Source organism: Klebsiella pneumoniae subsp. pneumoniae HS11286 (genome assembly GCF_000240185.1).
GTDB classification, from domain to species: Bacteria; Pseudomonadota; Gammaproteobacteria; order Enterobacterales; family Enterobacteriaceae; genus Klebsiella; species Klebsiella pneumoniae.
Genome location: NC_016845.1, coordinates 2,850,657 through 2,871,715 on the forward strand (window position 1 = coordinate 2,850,657; position 21,059 = coordinate 2,871,715).

Consider the following 21,059-nt stretch of genomic DNA (forward strand, 5'->3'; position numbering starts at 1 on the left):
GGAGAAATGTCATGAGTAAACTTCTGGATCGCTTTCGCTACTTTAAGCAGAAGGGCGAGACCTTTGCCAACGGCCACGGCCAGGTCTACAACAACAACCGTGACTGGGAAGACAGCTACCGTCAACGCTGGCAGTTCGACAAAATTGTCCGCTCCACGCACGGTGTGAACTGCACCGGCTCCTGCAGCTGGAAAATTTACGTCAAAAACGGCCTCGTTACCTGGGAAACCCAGCAGACCGATTATCCGCGCACCCGGCCGGATCTGCCAAATCACGAACCGCGCGGCTGCCCGCGCGGCGCCAGCTACTCCTGGTATCTCTACAGCGCCAACCGCCTGAAGTACCCGCTGGCGCGTAAACGACTGATTGAGCTGTGGCGCGAAGCCCTGGCGCAGCATCCCGACCCGGTGCTGGCATGGGATAGCATCATGCAGGATCCGGCAAAAACCCGCAGCTATAAAGCGGCGCGCGGCAAAGGCGGTTTTGTCCGCTCCAGCTGGAAAGAGCTGAACCAGCTCATCGCCGCCGCCAACGTCTGGACCATCAAACACTATGGCCCGGACCGCGTCGCCGGCTTCTCGCCGATCCCGGCGATGTCGATGGTCTCCTACGCCGCGGGCACTCGCTATTTATCGTTGATTGGCGGCACCTGCCTGAGCTTTTATGACTGGTACTGCGATCTGCCCCCCGCCTCGCCGATGACCTGGGGCGAACAGACCGACGTGCCGGAATCCGCCGACTGGTACAACTCCAGCTACATTATTGCCTGGGGCTCCAACGTGCCGCAGACCCGAACCCCGGACGCCCACTTCTTTACCGAAGTGCGCTACAAGGGCACCAAAACTATCGCCATCACGCCGGACTATTCGGAAGTCGCTAAGCTCTGCGACCAGTGGCTGGCGCCGAAGCAAGGCACCGACAGCGCGCTGGCGATGGCCATGGGCCATGTGATCCTCAAAGCCTTCCACCTCGATAACCCGAGCGATTACTTTCTCAACTACTGCCGGACCTACACCGACATGCCGATGCTGGTGATACTCGAGCCGCGCGACGACGGCAGCTATACGCCGGGCCGTATGCTGCGTGTTTCCGACCTGCTTGACGGTCTCGGAGAAAGTAATAACCCGGAATGGAAAACCGTGGCTTATAACAGCGACGGCGAACTGGTGGCGCCGAACGGCTCCATCGGCTTTCGCTGGGGCGAAAAAGGCAAATGGAATCTCGAACAACGGGCAGACGGCAAAGATGTCGAGCTTAAGCTGTCGCTGCTGGATATTCGCGACAGCGTGGTGTCGGTGGGCTTCCCCTACTTTGGCGGCAACGAAAACCCGCATTTTCGCAGCGTAGCGCAGTCACCGGTGACCCTTCACCCGCTACCGGCTAAACAGCTGACGCTGGCCAGTGGCGAAAGCGGCCTGGTGGTCAGCGTCTATGACCTGATTCTGGCCAACTACGGTCTGGATCGCGGGCTTGACGATGTCAATGCGGCGAAGGATTTCGCCGAGGTCAAAGCCTATACCCCGGCATGGGCGGAGCAGATCACCGGCGTACCGCGTCAACATATCGAACAAATCGCCCGCGAGTTTGCCGATACGGCGCATAAGACCCACGGCCGCTCAATGATTATCCTCGGCGCCGGGGTGAACCACTGGTACCACATGGATATGAACTACCGCGGGATGATTAATCTGCTGGTATTCTGCGGCTGCGTCGGCCAGAGCGGCGGCGGCTGGTCGCACTATGTCGGTCAGGAGAAACTGCGCCCGCAGACCGGCTGGCTGCCGCTGGCGTTCGCCCTGGACTGGAGTCGTCCGCCGCGGCAGATGAACAGTACCTCTTATTTCTACAACCACGCCAGCCAGTGGCGCTACGAAAAACTGACCGCGCAGGAGCTGCTGTCGCCGCTGGCCGACGCCAGCAAATTTAGCGGCAGCCTTATCGACTTCAACGTCCGTGCGGAACGGATGGGCTGGTTACCCTCTGCGCCCCAGCTCAACGTCAACCCGCTGACCATTAAGCAGCAGGCCGAGGCCGCCGGGCTCTCCCCCGCGGAGTTCACCGTCCAGTCGTTAAAATCAGGCGATATTCGCTTTGCCGCCGAGCAGCCGGATAGCGGCAAAAACCATCCGCGCAACCTGTTTATCTGGCGCTCAAACCTGCTGGGATCGTCCGGTAAGGGGCATGAGTACATGTTGAAATACCTGCTCGGGACCGACAGCGGTATTCAGGGTGATGAACTGGGCGCCAGCGATGAGGTAAAACCTGAGGAAGTCGAGTGGCAGACCGCGGCGATTGAGGGCAAACTCGACCTGCTGGTGACGCTGGATTTCCGCATGTCCAGTACCTGTCTCTTCTCCGATATTGTCCTGCCGACCGCCACCTGGTATGAAAAAGACGATATGAACACCTCGGACATGCACCCGTTTATCCACCCGCTCTCCGCCGCCGTCGACCCGGCCTGGGAGGCGAAAAGCGACTGGGAGATCTACAAGGATATCGCTAAATCCTTCTCGCAGGTCTGCGTCGGCCATCTTGGCAAAGAGACCGATGTGGTGCTGGTCCCGCTGCAGCATGATTCCCCCGGCGAACTGTCGCAGCCGTTCGAGGTGCTTGACTGGCGCAAGGGCGAATGCGATCTGATCCCCGGGAAAACCGCACCGTCGATTGCCCTGGTGGAACGCGACTATCCTGCCACCTGGGAACGCTTCACCTCTCTCGGCCCGCTGCTCGATAAGCTTGGCAACGGCGGAAAAGGCATTTCGTGGAATACGCAAAGCGAAGTCGATTTCCTCGGCAAGCTTAACTACGTCAAGCCCGATGGTCCGGCCAAAGGCCGGCCGCGGATCGACAGCGCCATTGACGCCTCTGAAGTTATTCTTAGCCTCGCCCCGGAAACCAACGGCCAGGTGGCGGTGAAAGCCTGGCAGGCGCTGGGAGAGTTTACCGGCCGCGATCATACCCATCTGGCGCTCAATAAAGAGGATGAGAAGATCCGCTTTCGCGATATTCAGGCGCAGCCGCGCAAAATTATCTCCAGCCCGACGTGGTCGGGACTGGAAAGCGAGCACGTCTCCTACAATGCCGGTTATACCAACGTGCATGAGCTGATCCCATGGCGCACCCTCTCCGGCCGCCAGCAGTTGTATCAGGACCATCCGTGGATGCGCGCTTTTGGCGAAAGCCTGGTAGCCTATCGCCCGCCCATTGATACCCGCAGCGTCAGCCAGATGAAGGCCGTGCCGCCAAACGGCTTTCCGGAAAAAGCGCTGAATTTCCTGACGCCGCACCAGAAGTGGGGGATCCACTCCACCTATAGCGAAAACCTGCTGATGCTGACGCTGTCGCGCGGCGGGCCGATCGTCTGGCTTAGCGAAACCGACGCGAAAGAGCTGGGCATTGAAGATAACGACTGGATTGAAGCGTTCAACGCCAACGGGGCTCTCACCGCGCGGGCGGTGGTGAGCCAGCGGGTGCCGCCGGGGATGACCATGATGTACCACGCTCAGGAACGGATTATGAATATCCCGGGTTCGGAAGTGACCGGTCGTCGCGGCGGCATTCATAACTCGGTAACCCGCGTCTGTCCGAAGCCAACGCACATGATTGGCGGCTACGCCCAGCTGGCCTATGGCTTTAACTATTACGGCACCGTCGGATCGAACCGCGACGAGTTCATCATGATCCGCAAAATGAAGAATATTGCCTGGCTGGATGACGAAGGTCGCGATCAGGTACAGGAGGCGAAAAAATGAAAATCCGTTCTCAGGTTGGAATGGTGCTGAATCTGGACAAATGCATCGGCTGTCACACCTGCTCGGTCACCTGTAAAAACGTCTGGAGCAGCCGCGAAGGCATGGAGTACGCGTGGTTCAATAACGTGGAGAGCAAACCGGGCATTGGCTACCCCAAAAACTGGGAGGACCAGGATCAGTGGCAAGGCGGCTGGATCCGCGGCATTAGCGGTAAGCTGACGCCCCGCCTCGGCAATCGGGTCAGCGTGTTATCGAAGATTTTCGCCAACCCGGTGCTGCCGGCGATCGACGATTACTACGAACCCTTTACCTACGACTACCAGCACCTGCACAACGCGCCGGAGGGCAAATATCTGCCGACCGCCCGCCCGCGCTCGCTGATCAGCGGCGAGCGTATGGATAAGATTAGCTGGGGCCCGAACTGGGAGGAGCTGCTCGGCGGCGAATTCGAGAAACGCGCCCGCGACCGTAACTTCGAAGCCATGCAAAAGAGATGTACGGCCAGTTCGAAAATACCTTCATGATGTATCTTCCGCGCCTGTGCGAGCACTGCCTCAACCCGAGCTGCGTGGCCACCTGCCCGAGCGGCGCCATCTACAAGCGTGAGGAAGATGGCATCGTACTGATCGATCAGGACAAATGCCGCGGCTGGCGGATGTGCATCAGCGGCTGTCCGTACAAAAAAATCTACTTTAACTGGAAGAGCGGTAAGTCGGAAAAATGCATCTTCTGCTATCCGCGCATTGAGTCCGGGCAGCCAACGGTCTGCTCAGAAACCTGCGTCGGGCGCATCCGCTATCTTGGCGTACTGCTGTATGACGCCGACCGCATTGAAGAGGCGGCCAGTACCGAACATGAAACCGACCTCTATGAGCGCCAGTGCGAGGTGTTCCTTAATCCAAACGATCCGGCGGTCATCGAGGAAGCGCTAAAGCAAGGCATCCCGCACAACGTCATTGAGGCGGCGCAGAAATCGCCGGTCTATAAGCTGGCGATGGACTGGAAGCTGGCTCTGCCGCTGCATCCGGAGTATCGCACCCTGCCGATGGTCTGGTACGTGCCGCCCCTGTCGCCGATCCAGTCGGTTGCCGACGCCGGCGGCTTACCGAGCAACGGCAACATCCTGCCGGCGGTTGAGAGTCTGCGCATCCCGGTGCAATACCTGGCGAATCTGCTGAGCGCCGGCGATACCGGACCGGTCTTGCGCGCGCTGAAACGGATGATGGCGATGCGCCACTACAAGCGCTCGCAAACCGTCGAGGGCGTCACCGATACCCGCGCCATTGAAGAGGTGGGCCTCAGCGTTGAGCAGGTCGAAGAGATGTATCGCTATCTGGCGATCGCCAACTACGAAGACCGCTTCGTGATCCCCACCAGCCATCGCGAACTGGCGGAGGATGCCTTTCCGGAACGTAACGGCTGCGGCTTTACCTTCGGCGATGGCTGCCACGGGTCAGATACGAAATTCAACCTGTTTAACAGCCGGCGGATCGACGCCATCGACGTCAGCGGCGTGCGTAAGCATGGGGAGGGCGAGTGATGCGGATCCTGAAAGTGATCGGTCTGCTGCTGGAGTACCCCGACGAGTTACTGTGGGAGAACCGCGACGACGCCCTGGCGCTGATCAGGGCCGATGTCCCTTCCCTGACGCCGTTTGTCGGTGAGCTGTTGACGGCTCCGCTGTTGGATCGCCAGGCCGAATGGTGCGAGGTGTTCGAGCGCGGGCGCGCCACCTCGCTGCTGCTGTTTGAACATGTGCATGCCGAATCCCGCGACCGCGGCCAGGCGATGGTCGACCTGATGAATCAGTATCAGCAGGCGGGTCTGCAGATCGATTGTCGCGAGCTGCCCGACCATCTGCCGCTGTATCTGGAGTATCTCAGTATTCTACCTCCCGCGGAGGCTCGGGAGGGGCTGCAGAATATCGCGCCGATTCTGGCGCTGATCGGCGGCCGTCTTAAGCAGCGAGCCTGCCCGTACTACCAGCTGTTTGACGCCCTGCTGGCGCTGGCTAAAAGCCCGCTCACCAGTGACAGTGTCACAAAACAGGTGGCGGGAGAAAAGCGCGACGATACCCGTCAGGCGCTGGACGCCGTGTGGGAAGAAGAGCAGGTGAAGTTTATCGAAGATAATGCGACCGCTTGCGATAGCTCGTCGATGCAAGCTTATCAACGACGCTTTAGTCAGGATGTGGCGCCGCAGTACGTTGACATCCGCGCCGGAGGCCCGAAATGATCCAGTATCTGAACCTCTTCTTTTACGATATCTACCCTTACCTGTGCGGCACCGTCTTTCTGGTGGGCAGCTGGCTGCGCTACGATTACGGGCAGTATACCTGGCGCGCCTCATCCAGCCAGATGCTGGATAAGCGCGGGATGGTGCTATGGTCGAACTTATTTCATATCGGCATTCTCGGCATCTTCTTTGGCCATCTCTTTGGCATGCTGACCCCACACTGGGTCTACTCGTGGTTCCTGCCGATGTCCCAGAAGCAGCTGATGGCCATGATCCTTGGCGGCATCTGCGGCGTGCTGACCCTGGTAGGCGGTATCGGCCTGCTGATGCGCCGCCTGACCAACCCGCGAATTCGCGCCACCTCCACGACCGCGGATATTTTGATCCTGTGCATTCTGCTGATTCAGTGCGCGCTGGGGCTGACGACCATCCCCTTCTCCGCCCAGCATCCGGACGGCAGCGAAATGCTCAAGCTGGTGGACTGGGCGCAGGCGGTGGTCACCTTCCACGGCGGCGCCTCGGCGCATCTGGACGGTGTCGCATGGATTTACCGCGTCCACCTGGTGCTCGGAATGACCATCTTTCTGATCTTCCCCTTCACCCGCCTGGTTCACGTCTGGAGCGCGCCGGTGGAATATTTCACCCGGCGTTACCAGGTGGTACGCTCCCGGCGCTGAGCGCTGGCGGCGTTTACCATTCATCCTTACCGGTAGCCCGGACGAGGCCTTCGCGCCAAGTCCGGGTATTTATCGTACCTGGCTCCAGGCTTTATGCCGGGTGGCGGCTGTCGCCTTACCCGGCCTACAGGGTCCTCTCACAGGCTCAAACCTCGCAGGCCCGCGCAAGCGCAGCGCCGCCGGGCAAGATATCAGACACGGTATCTGTAATTTCGCCGGGTGGCGGCTGTCGCCTTACCCGGCCTACAGGGTCCTCCCACAGGCTCATACCTCGCAGGCCCGCGCAAGCGCAGCGCCGCCGGGCAAGATATCAGGCACGGTACCTGTAATTTCGCCGGGTGGCGGCTACGCCTTGCCCGGCCTACAGGGTCCTCTCACAGGCTCATACCTCGCAGGCCCGCGCAAGCGCAGCGCCGCCGGGTAAGATATCAGGCACGGTACCTGTAATTTCGCCGGGTGGCGGCTGTCGCCTTGCCCGGCCTACAGGGTCCTCTCACAGGCTCATACCTCGCAGGCCCGCGCAGGCGCAGCGCCGCCGGGCAAGATATCAGGCACGGTTCCTGTAATTTCGCCGGGTGGCGGCTGTCGCCTTGCCCGGCCTACAGGGTCCTCTTACAGGCTCATACCCCGTAGACCCGCACAAGCGCAGCGCCGCCGGGCATGAGGAGATTTACTTCCCGGCTTCCGGATGGGTATCGAACGCCGCCATCACCGCCGCCAGCGCCGCTTCGCTGAAGCCATGTTTAGGATCGTCCACCCCCAGGCCGAAACGGGTCTGCAGCGCTTCATACAGCGCGGAGACATCGGCAAAATCGACCTTCTCCACCACATGGTTATTCTCCCAGTGGGTAAAGTGGAAGTTGGTGAGGGTCATTTTGCCGCCGTCCGGGAGATGACGACACATCAGCAGATGGTGACGGAAGTGGGACTGCGGCCAGTGCGCCGACCAGAAATTGCCCATCACATAATCAGACGCATACTGGCGGCCTAAATCGAAATGGTACATCGACTGCCAGTGTTCGTGATGGTTGAACTGCAGCGTCCACTCATCCCCTTCATGCACCAGACGATAGCTGCCGTGCGGCGTTTGCTGTGGGATATCGGCCAGCAGTTTGATCGGCGCGGTCAGCGTCTGGCCGCCGAAGCCGACGTCGGCGATCCAGCGCTCCCCCGCCACCTCCACCAGCAACAGACGGTGAGTACGCGGCGGCATCTGCGGCGGGTTGGCCAGCACCACGCGGCCCAGCAGGCTGCGGACGTTAAAGCCTATTTCGCGCAGCGCGCGCTCCAGCAGGCCATTCTGTTCAAAACAATACCCCCCGCGGCGGGCGGCGATCAGCTTCTCTTCCAGCGCCCCATCGTCAAGGTGGATTTCACGCGGCAGCAGGACGTCGAGGTTTTCAAAGGGGATGGCGCTGTTATGCTGCAGATGCAGTTCCCGCAGGGTATCAATGGAAACATCAGGCTCACCCGTCCAGCTCAGACGGGAAAATAGGCGCGTAAAAGGGACTCATCAGGGCCTCCAGCTGTAGGTGTCCGACATTTATAGCCTATTTTCCGCGCCGACCGTCTTTTTGTGCGCTTAGCGTTAACCGCGCGTGCGGCGCTGCATCAGCGCCAGCGCCGTCAGCATCAGGACCAGACCGGTCAACAACGTCAGGCTGGCCATCGCCATGCCCTGACCGACGGAACCCTGTTCGAACTGGCGCCAGATAAACACCGCCACGGTTTGCGTACCGGCCGGAGAGAGCAGCAGCGAGGTCACCAGCTCCCGGGAGGCCACCGCGAACACCATCAGCATCGCCGCCAGCAGCGCCGGAAAGACCAGCGGCAGGACAATCAACCGCAGCGCCTGCAGTGGCGACGCCCCGTGCACCCTGGCGGCGGGCTCAAGGTTCGGGCCCAGCTGGCGCAGCGCGCTGCCGACATAGCGCACCGGCCAGGGCAACAGCAGGCAGCAATAGGAGAGCAGCAGCATCCACAGCGTGTTATAGGGCGAGCGCGGCCAGAAGGGCTGATTCCACAGCAGGATCAAACCGACCCCCACCACCACGCCCGGCAGCGCCGCCGGCATCAGCGACAGCGCGTCCACCATCCCGCGCCCTTTAATCTTCTGCACCATCACCAGCCAGGCGGCCAGCAGGCCCAGCGCGCCGACGATTAGCGCCGAACCCAGGGCCAGCGACAGGCTGGTGCCGAGGGCCGACAGGGCATCTCCCTGCTGGTCAAACAGCGCCGCGAAATGACGCAGCGTGACATTCTCAACACTCACGCCACCGGAGAGCGTGCCCATCACGCTGGTGAGCATCATCGAGACGGCGGGGACGCCGACCGCCAGGCCGCCGACGGCCGCCATCGCCAGCACGGCGGGCAGCATCATCCAGCCCAGCGATGCCCCGTGGTTCTCCCCCGGCTTACCGGTGACGCTGGTGATCTCTTTCTCCCCCACCAGCCGCCTTTGCAGCCACCAGGCGAATAACGCCACCGCCATCAGCAGCAGCGACAATAGCGCGGCGCCAGGGAGATCCACCGGCCAGTCGGCCAGCTTTTTCTCAATACCGACCGTCAGCATCACCACTCCCGCCCGGCTGCCCAGCGCCGCCGGTACGCCAAACTCCTCGATAGCGAGGGTAAACGCCAGCAGCGTGCCCGCCGCCAGCGCCGGGGAGAGCATCGGTAGCGTCACGTGCCAGAAGGCGCGCCAGGCGCTGGCGCCATGGACGCGGGCGACCACCGCCAGCCGGGTCCCGCTCGCCAGCAGGCTGCGGGAGACGGCAAAGTAGACCACCGGAAATATGTTAAAGGTCATCACCAGCACGATCCCGCTGCGGCTGAACAGCAGATCGTTCAGCTGCCAGCCGGTCAGCTGCTGCAGATAGCCCTGGCTTTGCAGGGCCAGCATCCAGGAGAGCGCCGAGATATAGGGCGGCGTAAGAAAGGGGATCAAAAACAGGAGATCCCACAGCCGGGGCAGCGGCAGCGAAAACATACCGCGCAGGATGCCGAGCGGCAGGCCAATCATTACGCTGACCAGCGCCACGCCGGCGGCGATCCATAGCGTACCGCCGAGCATCGCCGGCAGCTGAGGATCGGCCAGCAGCGCCGGGATGCCGCCAAAGGCGTCCCCGAGCGAACCGGCGCTAAAATGGGGAAAAATCGCCTGCAGCACAATAAACACTAACGGTAACGCGACCAGCATCACCAGGGCGGCAAGGGTCGCGCCGGAAAGGAATGTTTGTTTCACAACCGGTTCCTGAAGCTGAGGGTCCTCCGGCGGCCAGCGCCGGAGAAACGGGATCAATTACTGCGCGTACAGCTGACTGAAGCGGGCGAGCACGGCGCCCCGCTCGCTGCTGCCCTCGCTGGTGGTGGGTAGCACCTTCAGCGCGTCCAGTAGCGGACGTTTAGCCGCCACGTCGCGGCGGGCGGGCATCAGCCAGGCGTCGGCGACCTTCGCCTGACCTTCCGGCGACAGCACGTAATCGATAAAGGCTTTGGCATCGCCGGGATGCTGGCTGGTTTTGAGGATCATCATCGGGCGCGGGGCAATCACTGTTCCGCTGGCCGGGAAGATCACCTTCAGCGACTCGCCCTGCTGAATGTTGCCGTAGGAGACATAATCCACCGCGCCAAACACCGCCGCTTTCGCCCCCTGCATCACCGGCGTCACCGCCTGGGCGTTGGGTCCGCTGACTACCATGCCGTTCTTTTTCAGATCGTCAAACAGTTGCCAGGCCTGGTCGCCCATGCTGTTTTGCAGCCCGATCAGCAAATCCAGCGACGCGCCGGAGAGCGCCGGGTCGGGGGTTGTCACCTTGTCTTTAAACGCCGGCTGGGTGAGATCCCGCCACTCTTTCGGTTCCGGGGTGCCGCTTTTACTGTTCCAGACAATACCCAGGGCGGAGACGCCCTGGGCGATATAGTCCGCCGATTTCAGGTTCGCCGGTACCTGGTCGGCGTTGGCGCTCGCAAAAGGCAACAACCAGCCCCGCTGGTGGAGATCTTCGGCGGTATCCCACGAGGCGGAGATCAGCACATCCGCCTGCGGGTTGGCCTGCTCGGCCTCCAGTCGGGCCATCACTTTGCCGGTGGTGGCCTGAAAAACGGTCACCTTCACCCCGGTCTGTTGTTCAAAACCGCTGGCCAGGCTTTTCGCCAGCGAGCCGGGTCCGGCGGTGTAAACGGTCAGCGCATGGGCGCTGGAGAGCATCATGGCGGAGAGAGCCATCGCGAGTACCACTCCTTTCTTAACGGTCATAACGGTGTTCATGCAACTTCCCCTGAGGTTGGCGTAACGGCGCGGACAGCGGCCACGCGGCCCGCGGATAAATAGACAATCTGGTCGGCTAACAGCTCGGCTTCACGTCGGTCATGGGTGACATACAGGGCGGTGATGCCGAGCTGTCGCAGCAGGCGGCTCATTTCGCCACACAGCGATTCGCGCAGTTCGCTGTCCAGGTTGGAGAGCGGTTCATCAAACAGCAGCACCCGCGGCGCGGCGACGATCGCCCGCGCCAGCGCCACCCGTTGCTGCTGACCGCCGGAGAGGCCTGAAGGCTTACGTTCGGCAAAGCCATTGAGGCCTACCCGCGCCAGCGCCTCGCTGACCCGGCGCTCGCGTTCGCTGCGGGAGACGCCGCGCATGCGCAGCGGAAAGGCGACGTTCTGCGCCACGCTCATATGCGGCCAGAGGGCATAATCCTGAAAAACCATGCCGATATCGCGCTGCTCCGGGGGCAATCCCCATCCTGCGCGGGCGACCAGCCTGTCGCCAAAGCGGATTTCGCCGCTGGCCGGCACGCTCAGCCCGGCCAGCAGACGCAGCAGCGTGCTTTTGCCGCAGCCGGAAGGGCCCAGTAGCGCCACGATGCGGCCGGGTTCGATATGCAACGTGAAGCGGTCAAGAATGGGGGGCTCTGCGAAGGCGAAAGAGACCTCCTGCAGGGTGATAGGGGTCAGCGTGCGCATCATCGCCCTCCCTTTCGGGACAGCGAGACCAGCCCGGCGGTCGACATCCGACGGGGCACGCTCACCTGGGATAGCATCAGGGGAGCCAACATATTGTGATCCTCTTTGGGACTTAGTGCTGGCGACTATAGTCAGACGAGATGACGTATTGATTACATTTTCATTGCGGCTTAACGTGTTACCTGCCAACCGACCCATTATTCAAGGAACGCCTATGAGCCGCTTTCGCCACGTTGAACTGCAGTACGCCAGCCGCCTGCTCAACCACGGCCCAACCATTTTGATCACCAGCTACGATGCCCCGTCCGACCGGCGCAACGTAATGGCCGCCGCCTGGTCAATGCCGGTGGAATTCGCCCCGCCGCGGGTGGCTATCGTGGTGGATAAAAGCACCTGGACGCGGGAGATCATCGAGCGCAATGGCACCTTCGGCATTGTGGTTCCCGGCGTCGCAGCCGCCAGCTGGACCTACGCCGTCGGCAGCGTCAGCGGCCGCGATGAGGACAAATTCAATGCCTGGGGGATCCCGGTAGTAACCGGTCCGGAGCTGGGGCTGCCGCTGATCGAGGAGAATGTCTGGCATGGATGGAGTGCCGGTTGCTGCCGGCGACGGCGGCCCAGACCCAGTACGACACCCTGTTCGGAGAGGTGGTCTCTGCCGCCGCCGATGAGCGCGCGTTCGTCACCGGACGCTGGCAATTCGACGACGATAAGCTCAATACCCTGCATCATCTTGGCACCGGCAATTTTGTCGCCAGCGGCCGTCATGTACGGGCAAACTCCCTCGACGAATAAGAGTGACTTGCCGCGGGCGGCCGGTTTTTCCCCTGCCCGGCCTGCGGCCCCCTTTTAACCCGGTGGGCGGCGGCGATCGGCGCTGGGGGTCAGGCCAAACACTTTTTTATACAGGGTGGTAAAGTGGTTGCTGTTGGCGAAGCCGCACAGATAAGCCACTTCGGTAATGGTCATCTCCGTTTCGCGTAATTTGACCCGCGCGGAGACCAGCCGCAGACGTTTCAGATAATTATCCGGGGTTAATCCGGTGGCCTCTTTAATATGGCGAAACGCGGTGCGGGTGGTGAGATGAAATTGCTCCGCCAGCTGCTGCCAGTTATGTTCTTCGAAACAGTGCTCCTGAAGCCAGGTGAGTAATTTATGCAGTTTATAGCGAGTGCTGCTATATTCGGCTTCCGACTCGGCTGTGAGAATGGTGGTCACCAGCTGGAAAAAGAGAGACTCCCGTAGCGGGGTATTATCCGCCGCCCTCAGCGCCGGGGAAAATATCTTTTCCACCAGTTCCCGGCAATAGCTGCGAGTCTCCGGCGCTAGCCAGCCATAGCAGGCGGCGCGCTGCGCGGATAATTGCTGCAGCAATCCCTCCATCTGCTGTAAATAGCCAAAGGCCACCGCCGGATTAATTAAGACATTAATCAGCTTCAGCGTCCCCAGCTCATCATAATAATGCACATCGCCAGGCTGGACGTAAAATACGTCTCCCTGTTGGATATACAGCGGGCGACCATTAATAACGTGTAACCCATGCCCCTCCTCGACGATCACCAGTTCGGCAAATTCATGGCCGTGCTCCTGGCTATTATCCTCCGGGTCACTGGCGTACATGCCGAGCTTATCCTGGGAATGGGTGAAATAATACTCAACGGTCAGTGTCATCATTACAGCAAATCCTGAACAACCTATGGCGCAGGAGCACGATAATCTATTCCGGCCCTCGGCACGCGCCCGATGTGCGGATTTGTGATCGCCAGCGCCCCCACCTCATTATTCCTGCCATTTTCACTGACGGTTTGGCATTGCCAAAGTGGTAGCCGCGCCGGACGACGGCCTATGCTGCGCCTAACCTAACGGAGAGGACGCAGTATGTCACAAGCAATTCAATACAATTCCAGCGTGGCGATGATCCGTCACCCGCGCTTTTTACAGCGTGCGGCCGACCTGACGCCCGCGCTGCAACGCCTGCGCCAGACGCCGCAGGCCATCGTCGAGGCCGTCGCTGAACCAGGAGCGCTGAACGGCTGGCGGGGGAATACCGTCTGCACGCCGGAGCAGTTTTATCAGCAACCGCTCAACGTCGGCGACAGCATCATTATTGATTTTGGCAGCCATTTTGTTGGCTACCTGCAGTTCAGCTGCCGCAGCGTCGGCAGCCCGCCCGATGCCCCGGCCCATCTGCACTTCTCCTTCGGCGAGACGCTGAGCGAAGTCTGTGAGCCGTTCAGCGAATACCAGGGATGGCTGAGCAGCAGCTGGTTGCAGCAGCAGGATCTGTGGCTTGACGTCCTGCCCGCCCGGGTCGCTCTGCCACGTCGCTATTGCCTGCGCTACCTGAAGGTGGAGGTCAAAGCGCTGTCGCGCAAGTTTCGTCTGCAGTTCGATGAGATCGCTCTGGAAACCGTCACCTCTGCCGGCAGCCCGCACCCGGCGGTCATCGCCGATCTGCAGTTGAAAGCCATTGATGACGTTGCCGTTCGTACCCTGAAAAACTGCATGCAGGAGGTGTTTGAAGATGGGCCGAAACGCGACCGTCGGCTGTGGCTGGGCGACCTGCGCCTGCAGGCGCAGGTGAATGACGTGACCTTCGGCCACCACGATCTGGTCCGCCGCTGCCTGTATCTCTTTGCCGGCCATACCCGGGAAGATGGCATGGTTTCCGCCAATGTCTTTGTTCAGCCAGAGGTACGCGCCGATGACACCTTTCTGTTTGATTACTCATTGTTTTTTGTCGACGTGCTTTATAACTACCTGCAAAGCACCGGCGACACGGAAACCGTCGGTGAGCTGTGGCCCACGGCGCGGCGGCAAATCGAGCTGGCGCTGACCCGCTGCGATTCTCAGGGGCTGGTGCGCGACAGCGATGACTGGTGGGTCTTTATCGACTGGCAGGCGGAGCTGAATAAACAGGCGTCGGCGCAGGGGGTGCTCATCTACTGTCTGCAGCGAGCCCTCTGGCTGGCGCAGCGTTTTGAACCGCAGCGGGTACCCGACTACACTGCCACGCTCTGGCAGCTGAAGGAGGCCGCCCTCCACCACCTGTGGGACAACGATCGGCAGGTGTTTATCAGCGGCGCCGTGCGTCAGGTCTCATGGGCGTCGCAGATCTGGCTGGTGCTGGCGGAAGTTGGCACCGCCGGGCAGCGTCAGGCGCTGATGCGCCGCCTGCAGCAGCAGCCGCCCGCCATTGCCATGAACACCCCGTACCTGCGTCATCATCACATTGTTGCCCTGCTACAGTCCGGCCTGCGCGAGGAGGCGGTGACGGAGATCAAAGCCTACTGGGGGGCGATGGTCGCCTACGGCGCCGACACCTTCTGGGAAATTTTCGACCCCCAACATCCTGACTTTTCCCCGTATGGCAGTAAGCTTATCAACAGTTACTGCCATGCGTGGAGCTGTACCCCGGCCTGGTTTATTCGCCAGTACGGACTTTAACAACAACGATAAGCGAGTGATTTATGGCAGAAACAACGTTTACCCTGTGGCGGCAGCGCCTTGGCTATGGCATTGCCGATCTCTCCTGCAACCTTGTGTGGCAGATGATCTCTCTGTAGCTGATGTTCTTTTACACCGACGTCATGGGTCTCCCGGCCTATTATGTCGGCCTGATGTTCCTGGTCACCCGGCTGGTAGACGGCGTGGCCGACGTGCTGATGGGGCTGGTGATCGACAATACCACCACCCGCTGGGGGCGCTGCCGCCCCTGGCTGCTGATCGGCGCCCTGCCTTTTGGCCTGCTGTGTATTCTGGCCTTTTATGTGCCGGATTTCGGCACCACCGGCAAACTGCTGTACGCCTTTGTCACCTATCTGTGTCTGTCGTTCCTCTACACCCTGGTGAATATTCCGTTCTGCGCCATGCTGCCGTTTTTAACCAGTGATTCCGCAGAACGCACCACGCTGTCGGCGGTGCGCATTTTGCTGGGCTCCCTTGGCGCCACCATCGTCGCCGTGGCTACGCTGCCGCTGGTCGGCATGCTAGGCAAAGGCAACCAGCAGCAGGGATTCCTCTATACCGCGGTGATTTTTGGCGTACTGGCGGCCTTTTTCCTGCTGGTGAGCTTTCGCAACGTCGAAGAAAAGATCACCCTTACCGGGGAGCGCATGACCCTGAAACGCGCCTGGATTAGTCTGCGCGCCAATCGTCCGTGGTGGGTCTTCGCCAGCAATATCTTTCTGATGTGGGGTGCCTTTTTCTTTCAGACCGGAGCCCTGGTGTACTTCTTCCATTATTACGTCGGGAATACCGAGCTGACGGCGGTTATCGCCGGGATCTCCACCTTCGTTCCCCTGCTCGGCACCCTCACCGTCCCGCTGCTGGCCCGACGCATGAAAAAACGTCATGTCTATCTGGTGGCCAGCGCGGTCAATCTGCTCGGGATGGGGATTATGATGGTGTCTGGCGCCCACGTTCTGGGACTGATCGTCGGGGCCGTGATCCTCTCCCTCGGCGCCGGCCAACGCACGGCTATCTATTTCTCGATGCAGGCCGACCCGGTGGATTACGGCGTGTGGAAAACCGGGATTAATACCGCAGGGATCCTGACCTCGATAAACGGTTTTCTCGGCAAGGTGGCGATGGCTGGTGCCGGGGCTATCACCGGCGTGCTGCTCTCCTCCAGCGGCTATATCGCCAACCACACGCAGAGCGACAGCGCCCTGTTGGCCATCAAGGCCTGCTATCTATACATTCCGGCGCTATTGATCCTCGCCTCGATGCTGTGGATGGGCCGCTTCTACCGCCTCGACGATCAGTATGAGCAGATTCGTGCCGACCTTGATGCCGGACGCGGCGCCTCGCCAGCCCCGGCCCCGACCGCCGGAGAATCCCCCGCCATGTAAGGCGCCCCCGCTGATTTAACCTCTGGATAAATTAAGGATTTTTATGCGTATCTCTGTGATTAGCGCAGCGGTTTGCTGCGCCCTTTTTCCGCTCATCAGCGTCAGCGCCGCCGGCTTGAGCGTGGAGCAACGGCTGGCGCAGCTGGAAGCGCGCCTCAATCTCGCTGAACAGCAGGCCAGCGAGGCCAGCCGCCGCGCGCAGCGGGCAGAACAGCAAACTGCCGCCGCCGAGCAGCGCGCCGCGGCGGCGGAGCAGCAGGTGCAGGCGCTCAGCCAGCAGACCACGGCTCGCGAACAAAAACAGCAGGCCACTAATCAGCAACTGAGCGAGCAGCTGGCGAAGCGCGCCCCGGACGATGGGTTTACCTTTAACGCCTACGCCCGTTCCGGGATGTTAGTCAACAGCCATGGCAAAGGCGCCCGCGGCGGGCCAGGCGTCTCCCCGGCCAGTTCGCTCAACGGCGATGCCCATGTCGGTCGTCTCGGTAACGAAAAAGATAATTACGCTGAGCTGAGCTTCGGCAAAAAGCTCACCTTCAACGATGGCTCATGGGCGCGCTTCAAGACCATGCTCGCCGACGGGGCCACCAACCCGGATCCGTGGGTTCAGGATAACGACAGCCACCATCTGAACATTCGTCAGCTGTACGTCGAGATGGGTAACTTTGCCGAATTCACCGGTCCGTTAAAACGCGCCTCAATTTGGGCCGGCAAGCGCTTCGATCGGGATAACTTCGATATCCACTTTACCGATAGCGACATCATGTTCCTCGGCGGTACCGGCGGCGGGATCAATGATGTTGACTGGGGAAGCGGCCTGCGCGGCGACTATTCGGTGTATGCGCGTAACTTCGGCGACCTTGGCAGCGATAATTACGCGGATAATGACATCCAGAATCTGCTGTTCACCGCCAACCATTTTTACGGCAACTGGCAACTGATGACCACGGTGATGACCGCCCAGGGCAACGATGACCTGAAAGATAATACCTCGACCACCGGGAGCTATGCCCTGCGCAGCGATAACACCGCCAAAAACGGCTACTACGCGATGCTGGCCCTGCACGACAAACAGCAGTTCTACGGCCTGGCGCCGGGGGTGTCTGAAAGCGCCCTGCAATACGGCGTCGGGCTGGGCGCCGAAGCGCGTCAGCCGGGGAGCGATGGCGATCTGACCGAGAACGCGGCCTCCCTGCGCTTTGCGTCGTATGGCATCCTGCCGTTGGGGAAAAACTGGCAGCTGGCGCCGTCGGTGATAGCCCAGCATAGCGAAGACCGCTATCGCGACGGCGACCGCTACGACTGGGCGACGTTTAACCTGCGGGTATCACAGGGGATCTCCGCTCACTTCGCCCTGCTGTATGAGGCCTCGTGGCAGTATATGGATCTCAATCCGAACGGGCGCAGCTATCGCTATAATGACAACGTTTATCAGTATCAGGCGGTGCGCGGTGATTTCTACAAGCTGACCTTCGCCCCCACCTTTAAAGTGGGCGATGTGCTGGATATCAAGGCGCGGCCGGAAATCCGCTTCTTTGCCACCTGGATGAACTGGGATAAAGCGCTGGATCGCTACGCGATAAATGACGATTTCGGCAGCAAAGGCTTTACCGCCGGTGGGACATGGAACTTCGGCGTGCAGACGGAGATTTGGTTTTAATCAAACGGCCCGTCCGGCTCAAATGCCAGGACGGGTTGATTTAAATACACGCTGTTACTTTGTCACTATGCCAGTGCTGTATGAAGTAATATAAACTCATAAAATAAAAACCATAACAGGCTAAAAAGATAAAGGTTGTTTTTATAATTCCAACAAGTGACTTTCGTTTTTTCTCAACGATGAGAAGATCGTGAAACCTTTCTTGCTGTTGTTCTGGTGTTAAATTATCAACTATTTTATTTTTTATATCATCGTGAATCTTTTTAAACGTTCGCTTTTCACCTGGAAAGCTACCGTGTAGAAGAAACAAAAAAAATAAAGAAAAGCATAACGAATGCTAATATCCGAATACTGGGCTCAGTTACCCCCCAGCATCCAAGGGTAGCAATAAACAACCAGATACCATGAGTGTTTGCTCGCGCTCTAAACCTATCAATATGAGCGCTGTATTTCTTGATTTCTTACAAAATAGAATCGCTGGTTTCCATACGTAATGCACTCCTTTTTAAAGGCCCCGGTTACGAAAGAGGGCAAACTCTGCCATTTTCCTTGCGAAGAATAACCTTTCAAACAACCTTCAACAAGTTGATAATCAATGGATTACCCTGAAGCAATAAAAGCAGTTTTCTGGCTGCACCGGTTGGGTGACGTCGTTTCGTTTCCCAGCTTTTAACCAACTCGTAGCTAACGCCAACGGCCGCTGCAAAGTCCTGCTGTTTTAAACCTGTGGCTTCACGTATCGCTTTCACGTCAATTTCGCTGAAGGTATGAACGTGCTGCTCCATCGGCATTTGTTCACCTTTCTCGATCCTGACCATTTCTTCTGCACTCGCCAGCAGATCGGCAAACAATTCGTCTTTCATACCCACCTCGGTTGGCTCTCTGGCGCTTAGGATAGATGAACATGCTGTTTCTCTCAGTGCGTCGCCGGAGAAGCCCCTCCCCGGGGGCGGCGCAAAGCGCCTTGCCCGGGCTACGGAACTGCAGACCGCTGAGAGCGCGTAGCCCGGACAAATGCGCAGCATCGCCTCCGGGTGTCGGGTTACATGCTATAACCCGGCTTCTTAATCAACTGCGCCATCTGCGGGGCGATCTCACTGTCCCACACGGCCTGCCACGCGTCCGGCTCAACCTGAGTGAGTGCGACGCTGACGGCGCTCTCTTTGCTGTTCAGATGGCGGATCAGCACCTCAGTGATGTCGGCGGCCAGCGCGGTTTTTTGTTCATCAGTCAGTTCACGGGGAAAACATTTAATATCAACATGCGGCATAGCAAAGACTCCTTGTGATCAGAGCCATAACGCTACCACAGAATGGCCGTTCTGGTTGGCATCGCGTGCGTTAAATCAGCTTGTTACGGCGTAGCGCCGCGGCCAGCTCCGGTCGCTGACAGACCGCCCGGGCGATGGCGGCGAATTTTGGCGCGTGGTCGTCAAACCACGCCTGGCGGGGTCCCCAGCGGTACATCGCCGCGATATAGCAATCCAGCAACGTTACCGACGCGCCCAGCGCCCACGGCCCGGCGGCCAGCTGCTGTTCGAACCAGAGATAGAGATTTTTCCGGTACTGGCGACAATTCTCCACCAGCTGCTCCGCGGCGGCGGGCGCCCAGCGTTCCGGGTAATCGGCATAGGTAAAGGTAGGATAGACATTGGCCACCAGCCAGACCAGCAGGCGCTGAAACTGCGGACGCTGTGGCGTCCCCGGCGCGGGGGCCAGATCGGGACGCTGGTCGAGGATCATCAGCGCGATGGCGGCGGTTTCGGTCATGATGCTCCCGTCGGCCAGCCTCAGGGTGGGCACCTGGCACAGCGGATTAATCTGTCGCAGACGCTCGCGCGCCGGACCGGGCTGGTCAAAGCCCTCCACGTCAACCACCTCGTAGGGAATATCGGCCAGGGAGAGCATCAGCTCGCTAATCGTCGAGCCCCATCCCGGCACGCCATAAACGGTTATCATGGTCTGCCTCCAGGGTAAAGCCTAAGTGTAGGCAGAAATTTGCCGCTCACCCACCCGGCACACCATGCCACTGGGGGTTAGTAGGTTATCCCCGGCGGGTTGACCACCGACTGCGCCACCGCTTCGCCCTGCTCCCCCCAACGCGCCAGCACCTGCTGATATTCACCGCGGGCAATCGCCCCGTCGAGAGCCGCCTGCAGGGCATAGACCAGACCGTTGCCTTTTTTGGTGGTTGTCGCCACCCACGCTTTTTTCGGCCCCAGGCCCACCACCCGGGTCTGGCCGTTAAGCGCCGCTTTATAGGCTGCCACCGACTGCGGGCCGAAAAAGATATCCGCCCGCCCGGACTGGATATAGAGGTTGCCGGAGGCATCATCGGTCAGGTAGACCGGCTGGGCCTGCGGCCGTCCGGCGGCGCGGTTGTCCTCGTTCCAGCCCAGCAGGATCCGCTCCTGATTGGTGCCGGACCCGACGATCACTTTGCGCCCCGCGAGATCGGCGGGTCCGTTTACCGCGGCGATATCGCTGGTGGATTTCACCGAGAAGGCCAGGGAGTCCACCCGGTAAGTCGCAAAATCGAACTTCTCTTTGCGCTTCTCGGTCACCGCGATATTGATCAGCGCCACATCGTAGCGGCCGGAGGCGATGCCCAGCGGCCAGTCCTCCCACGCGGTGGGCACCAGCCTGAGCTTCAGGCCAAGGCTTCCGGCCAGCAGGCGGGCTATATCCGGGTCGCTACCGATCCGCGTGCGGTTGTCGCTGGCCAGCAGGGCCAGCGGCGGCGAATTGAGCGCCGAGATCGCCACCGTTAGCGTCCCCGGCTCGACGAAGCGATAGCCCGGCGGAATTTTCGCTATCGCCTGCGGGTCGCGGGTGACCGGCAATGGCTGCTCATTGGCGCGCAGATCCAGCGCCGCGTAAGCGCTCATGGCAAAGCGCTGAGAACAAGGGTCATT

18 protein-coding genes and 1 other annotated feature are annotated in these 21,059 nt (G+C 60.2%); of the genes, 9 read left to right on the top strand and 9 right to left on the bottom strand.

All coding sequences use genetic code 11. From position 1 onward, the window contains the following. Positions 1-11 precede the first annotated feature (11 nt). The 5 genes from KPHS_28500 (at position 12) to KPHS_28540 (ending at position 6,664) form a co-directional block, all read left to right on the top strand. Positions 12-3,752: a cryptic nitrate reductase 2 subunit alpha gene (locus KPHS_28500; RefSeq protein YP_005227150.1), complete on the top strand. Its 3,741-nt coding sequence runs from the start codon at positions 12-14 to the stop codon at positions 3,750-3,752. Continuing rightward, positions 3,749-4,276, top strand: coding sequence for a cryptic nitrate reductase 2 subunit beta (locus tag KPHS_28510; protein YP_005227151.1), 528 nt, complete (start codon positions 3,749-3,751; stop codon positions 4,274-4,276). Before KPHS_28500 ends, KPHS_28510 begins: the two co-directional genes overlap by 4 nt. Continuing rightward, positions 3,749-5,292 (top strand) — a sequence feature (potential frameshift: common BLAST hit: gi|152970433|ref|YP_001335542.1| cryptic nitrate reductase 2 subunit beta). (Overlaps the previous gene by 528 nt.) Beyond that, positions 4,246-5,292, top strand: a complete 1,047-nt coding sequence (locus KPHS_28520) for a cryptic nitrate reductase 2 subunit beta (protein YP_005227152.1) — start codon at positions 4,246-4,248, stop codon at positions 5,290-5,292. Its footprint overlaps the feature before it by 1,047 nt. The genes KPHS_28510 and KPHS_28520 overlap by 31 nt, the downstream gene beginning before the upstream one ends. Further along, positions 5,292-5,987: a cryptic nitrate reductase 2 subunit delta gene (locus tag KPHS_28530; RefSeq protein YP_005227153.1), complete on the top strand. Its 696-nt coding sequence runs from the start codon at positions 5,292-5,294 to the stop codon at positions 5,985-5,987. Before KPHS_28520 ends, KPHS_28530 begins: the two co-directional genes overlap by 1 nt. Next, positions 5,984-6,664: a respiratory nitrate reductase 2, gamma subunit gene (locus tag KPHS_28540; RefSeq protein YP_005227154.1), complete on the top strand. Its 681-nt coding sequence runs from the start codon at positions 5,984-5,986 to the stop codon at positions 6,662-6,664. Before KPHS_28530 ends, KPHS_28540 begins: the two co-directional genes overlap by 4 nt. 670 nt (positions 6,665-7,334) lie before the next feature. Here KPHS_28540 and KPHS_28550 read toward each other — a convergent pair. The 4 genes from KPHS_28550 to KPHS_28580 form a co-directional block, all read right to left on the bottom strand. Continuing rightward, complete coding sequence (locus tag KPHS_28550) at positions 7,335-7,901, bottom strand: N-hydroxyarylamine O-acetyltransferase (protein ID YP_005227155.1); 567 nt, start codon at positions 7,899-7,901, stop codon at positions 7,335-7,337. 351 nt (positions 7,902-8,252) lie between these two features. After that, positions 8,253-9,908, bottom strand: a complete 1,656-nt coding sequence (locus tag KPHS_28560) for an ABC transporter membrane protein (protein YP_005227156.1) — start codon at positions 9,906-9,908, stop codon at positions 8,253-8,255. A gap of 57 nt (positions 9,909-9,965) precedes the next feature. Continuing rightward, positions 9,966-10,934 carry a putative ABC transporter substrate binding protein gene (locus tag KPHS_28570; protein ID YP_005227157.1) on the bottom strand — a complete coding sequence of 323 codons (969 nt, stop codon included), beginning with the start codon at positions 10,932-10,934 and terminating at the stop codon, positions 9,966-9,968. Further along, entirely contained in the window at positions 10,931-11,635 is a 705-nt protein-coding gene (locus KPHS_28580; RefSeq protein YP_005227158.1) for a putative ABC transport system substrate-binding component, read from the bottom strand. Before KPHS_28580 ends, KPHS_28570 begins: the two co-directional genes overlap by 4 nt. A 594-nt stretch (positions 11,636-12,229) precedes the next feature. Here KPHS_28580 and KPHS_28590 point away from each other — a divergent pair. Next, the gene (locus KPHS_28590) at positions 12,230-12,427 is read left to right on the top strand and encodes a hypothetical protein (RefSeq protein ID YP_005227159.1); all 198 of its coding nucleotides are present in this window, start codon (positions 12,230-12,232) and stop codon (positions 12,425-12,427) included. Between the two features lie 54 nt (positions 12,428-12,481). Here KPHS_28590 and KPHS_28600 read toward each other — a convergent pair whose 3' ends face one another. Beyond that, positions 12,482-13,306: a positive regulator for rhaBAD operon gene (locus KPHS_28600; protein YP_005227160.1), complete on the bottom strand. Its 825-nt coding sequence runs from the start codon at positions 13,304-13,306 to the stop codon at positions 12,482-12,484. Between the two features lie 204 nt (positions 13,307-13,510). Here KPHS_28600 and KPHS_28610 point away from each other — a divergent pair, with 204 nt between their 5' ends. The 3 genes from KPHS_28610 to KPHS_28630 all read left to right on the top strand — a co-directional run bounded on the left by KPHS_28610 (position 13,511) and on the right by KPHS_28630 (position 18,145). Next, the gene (locus tag KPHS_28610) at positions 13,511-15,079 is read left to right on the top strand and encodes a putative sugar hydrolase (protein ID YP_005227161.1); all 1,569 of its coding nucleotides are present in this window, start codon (positions 13,511-13,513) and stop codon (positions 15,077-15,079) included. Positions 15,080-15,201: 122 nt separating this feature from the next. Further along, positions 15,202-16,485 carry a putative sugar transport protein gene (locus KPHS_28620; RefSeq protein ID YP_005227162.1) on the top strand — a complete coding sequence of 428 codons (1,284 nt, stop codon included), beginning with the start codon at positions 15,202-15,204 and terminating at the stop codon, positions 16,483-16,485. A gap of 43 nt (positions 16,486-16,528) precedes the next feature. Then, complete coding sequence (locus tag KPHS_28630; protein ID YP_005227163.1) at positions 16,529-18,145, top strand: putative maltoporin; 1,617 nt, start codon at positions 16,529-16,531, stop codon at positions 18,143-18,145. A 566-nt stretch (positions 18,146-18,711) separates the two neighbouring features. Here KPHS_28630 and KPHS_28640 read toward each other — a convergent pair. The 4 genes from KPHS_28640 to KPHS_28670 form a co-directional block, all read right to left on the bottom strand. Next, the gene (locus tag KPHS_28640) at positions 18,712-19,008 is read right to left on the bottom strand and encodes a helix-turn-helix domain-containing protein (protein ID YP_005227164.1); all 297 of its coding nucleotides are present in this window, start codon (positions 19,006-19,008) and stop codon (positions 18,712-18,714) included. Positions 19,009-19,187: 179 nt separating this feature from the next. Beyond that, a complete protein-coding gene (locus KPHS_28650; RefSeq protein YP_005227165.1) occupies positions 19,188-19,415 on the bottom strand; it encodes a tautomerase enzyme family protein in 228 nt (75 codons plus the stop codon). Between the two features lie 70 nt (positions 19,416-19,485). Next, a complete protein-coding gene (locus KPHS_28660) occupies positions 19,486-20,103 on the bottom strand; it encodes a GST-like protein (RefSeq protein ID YP_005227166.1) in 618 nt (205 codons plus the stop codon). 77 nt (positions 20,104-20,180) lie between these two features. Beyond that, positions 20,181-21,032, bottom strand: coding sequence for an ABC transporter substrate-binding protein (locus tag KPHS_28670; protein YP_005227167.1), 852 nt, complete (start codon positions 21,030-21,032; stop codon positions 20,181-20,183). Positions 21,033-21,059: the final 27 nt, after the last annotated feature.

Coding starts and splice junctions, on each gene's coding strand:
- KPHS_28630 (YP_005227163.1), top strand. CDS start 16,529: ATGCGTATCTCTGTGATTAGCGCAGCGGTTTGCTGCGCCCTTTTTCCG.
- KPHS_28500 (YP_005227150.1), top strand. CDS start 12: ATGAGTAAACTTCTGGATCGCTTTCGCTACTTTAAGCAGAAGGGCGAG.
- KPHS_28530 (YP_005227153.1), top strand. CDS start 5,292: ATGCGGATCCTGAAAGTGATCGGTCTGCTGCTGGAGTACCCCGACGAG.
- KPHS_28670 (YP_005227167.1), bottom strand. CDS start 21,032: ATGAGCGCTTACGCGGCGCTGGATCTGCGCGCCAATGAGCAGCCATTG.
- KPHS_28580 (YP_005227158.1), bottom strand. CDS start 11,635: ATGATGCGCACGCTGACCCCTATCACCCTGCAGGAGGTCTCTTTCGCC.
- KPHS_28540 (YP_005227154.1), top strand. CDS start 5,984: ATGATCCAGTATCTGAACCTCTTCTTTTACGATATCTACCCTTACCTG.
- KPHS_28510 (YP_005227151.1), top strand. CDS start 3,749: ATGAAAATCCGTTCTCAGGTTGGAATGGTGCTGAATCTGGACAAATGC.
- KPHS_28600 (YP_005227160.1), bottom strand. CDS start 13,306: ATGATGACACTGACCGTTGAGTATTATTTCACCCATTCCCAGGATAAG.
- KPHS_28660 (YP_005227166.1), bottom strand. CDS start 20,103: ATGATAACCGTTTATGGCGTGCCGGGATGGGGCTCGACGATTAGCGAG.
- KPHS_28570 (YP_005227157.1), bottom strand. CDS start 10,934: ATGAACACCGTTATGACCGTTAAGAAAGGAGTGGTACTCGCGATGGCT.
- KPHS_28610 (YP_005227161.1), top strand. CDS start 13,511: ATGTCACAAGCAATTCAATACAATTCCAGCGTGGCGATGATCCGTCAC.
- KPHS_28520 (YP_005227152.1), top strand. CDS start 4,246: ATGTACGGCCAGTTCGAAAATACCTTCATGATGTATCTTCCGCGCCTG.
- KPHS_28620 (YP_005227162.1), top strand. CDS start 15,202: ATGTTCTTTTACACCGACGTCATGGGTCTCCCGGCCTATTATGTCGGC.
- KPHS_28640 (YP_005227164.1), bottom strand. CDS start 19,008: ATGAAAGACGAATTGTTTGCCGATCTGCTGGCGAGTGCAGAAGAAATG.
- KPHS_28650 (YP_005227165.1), bottom strand. CDS start 19,415: ATGCCGCATGTTGATATTAAATGTTTTCCCCGTGAACTGACTGATGAA.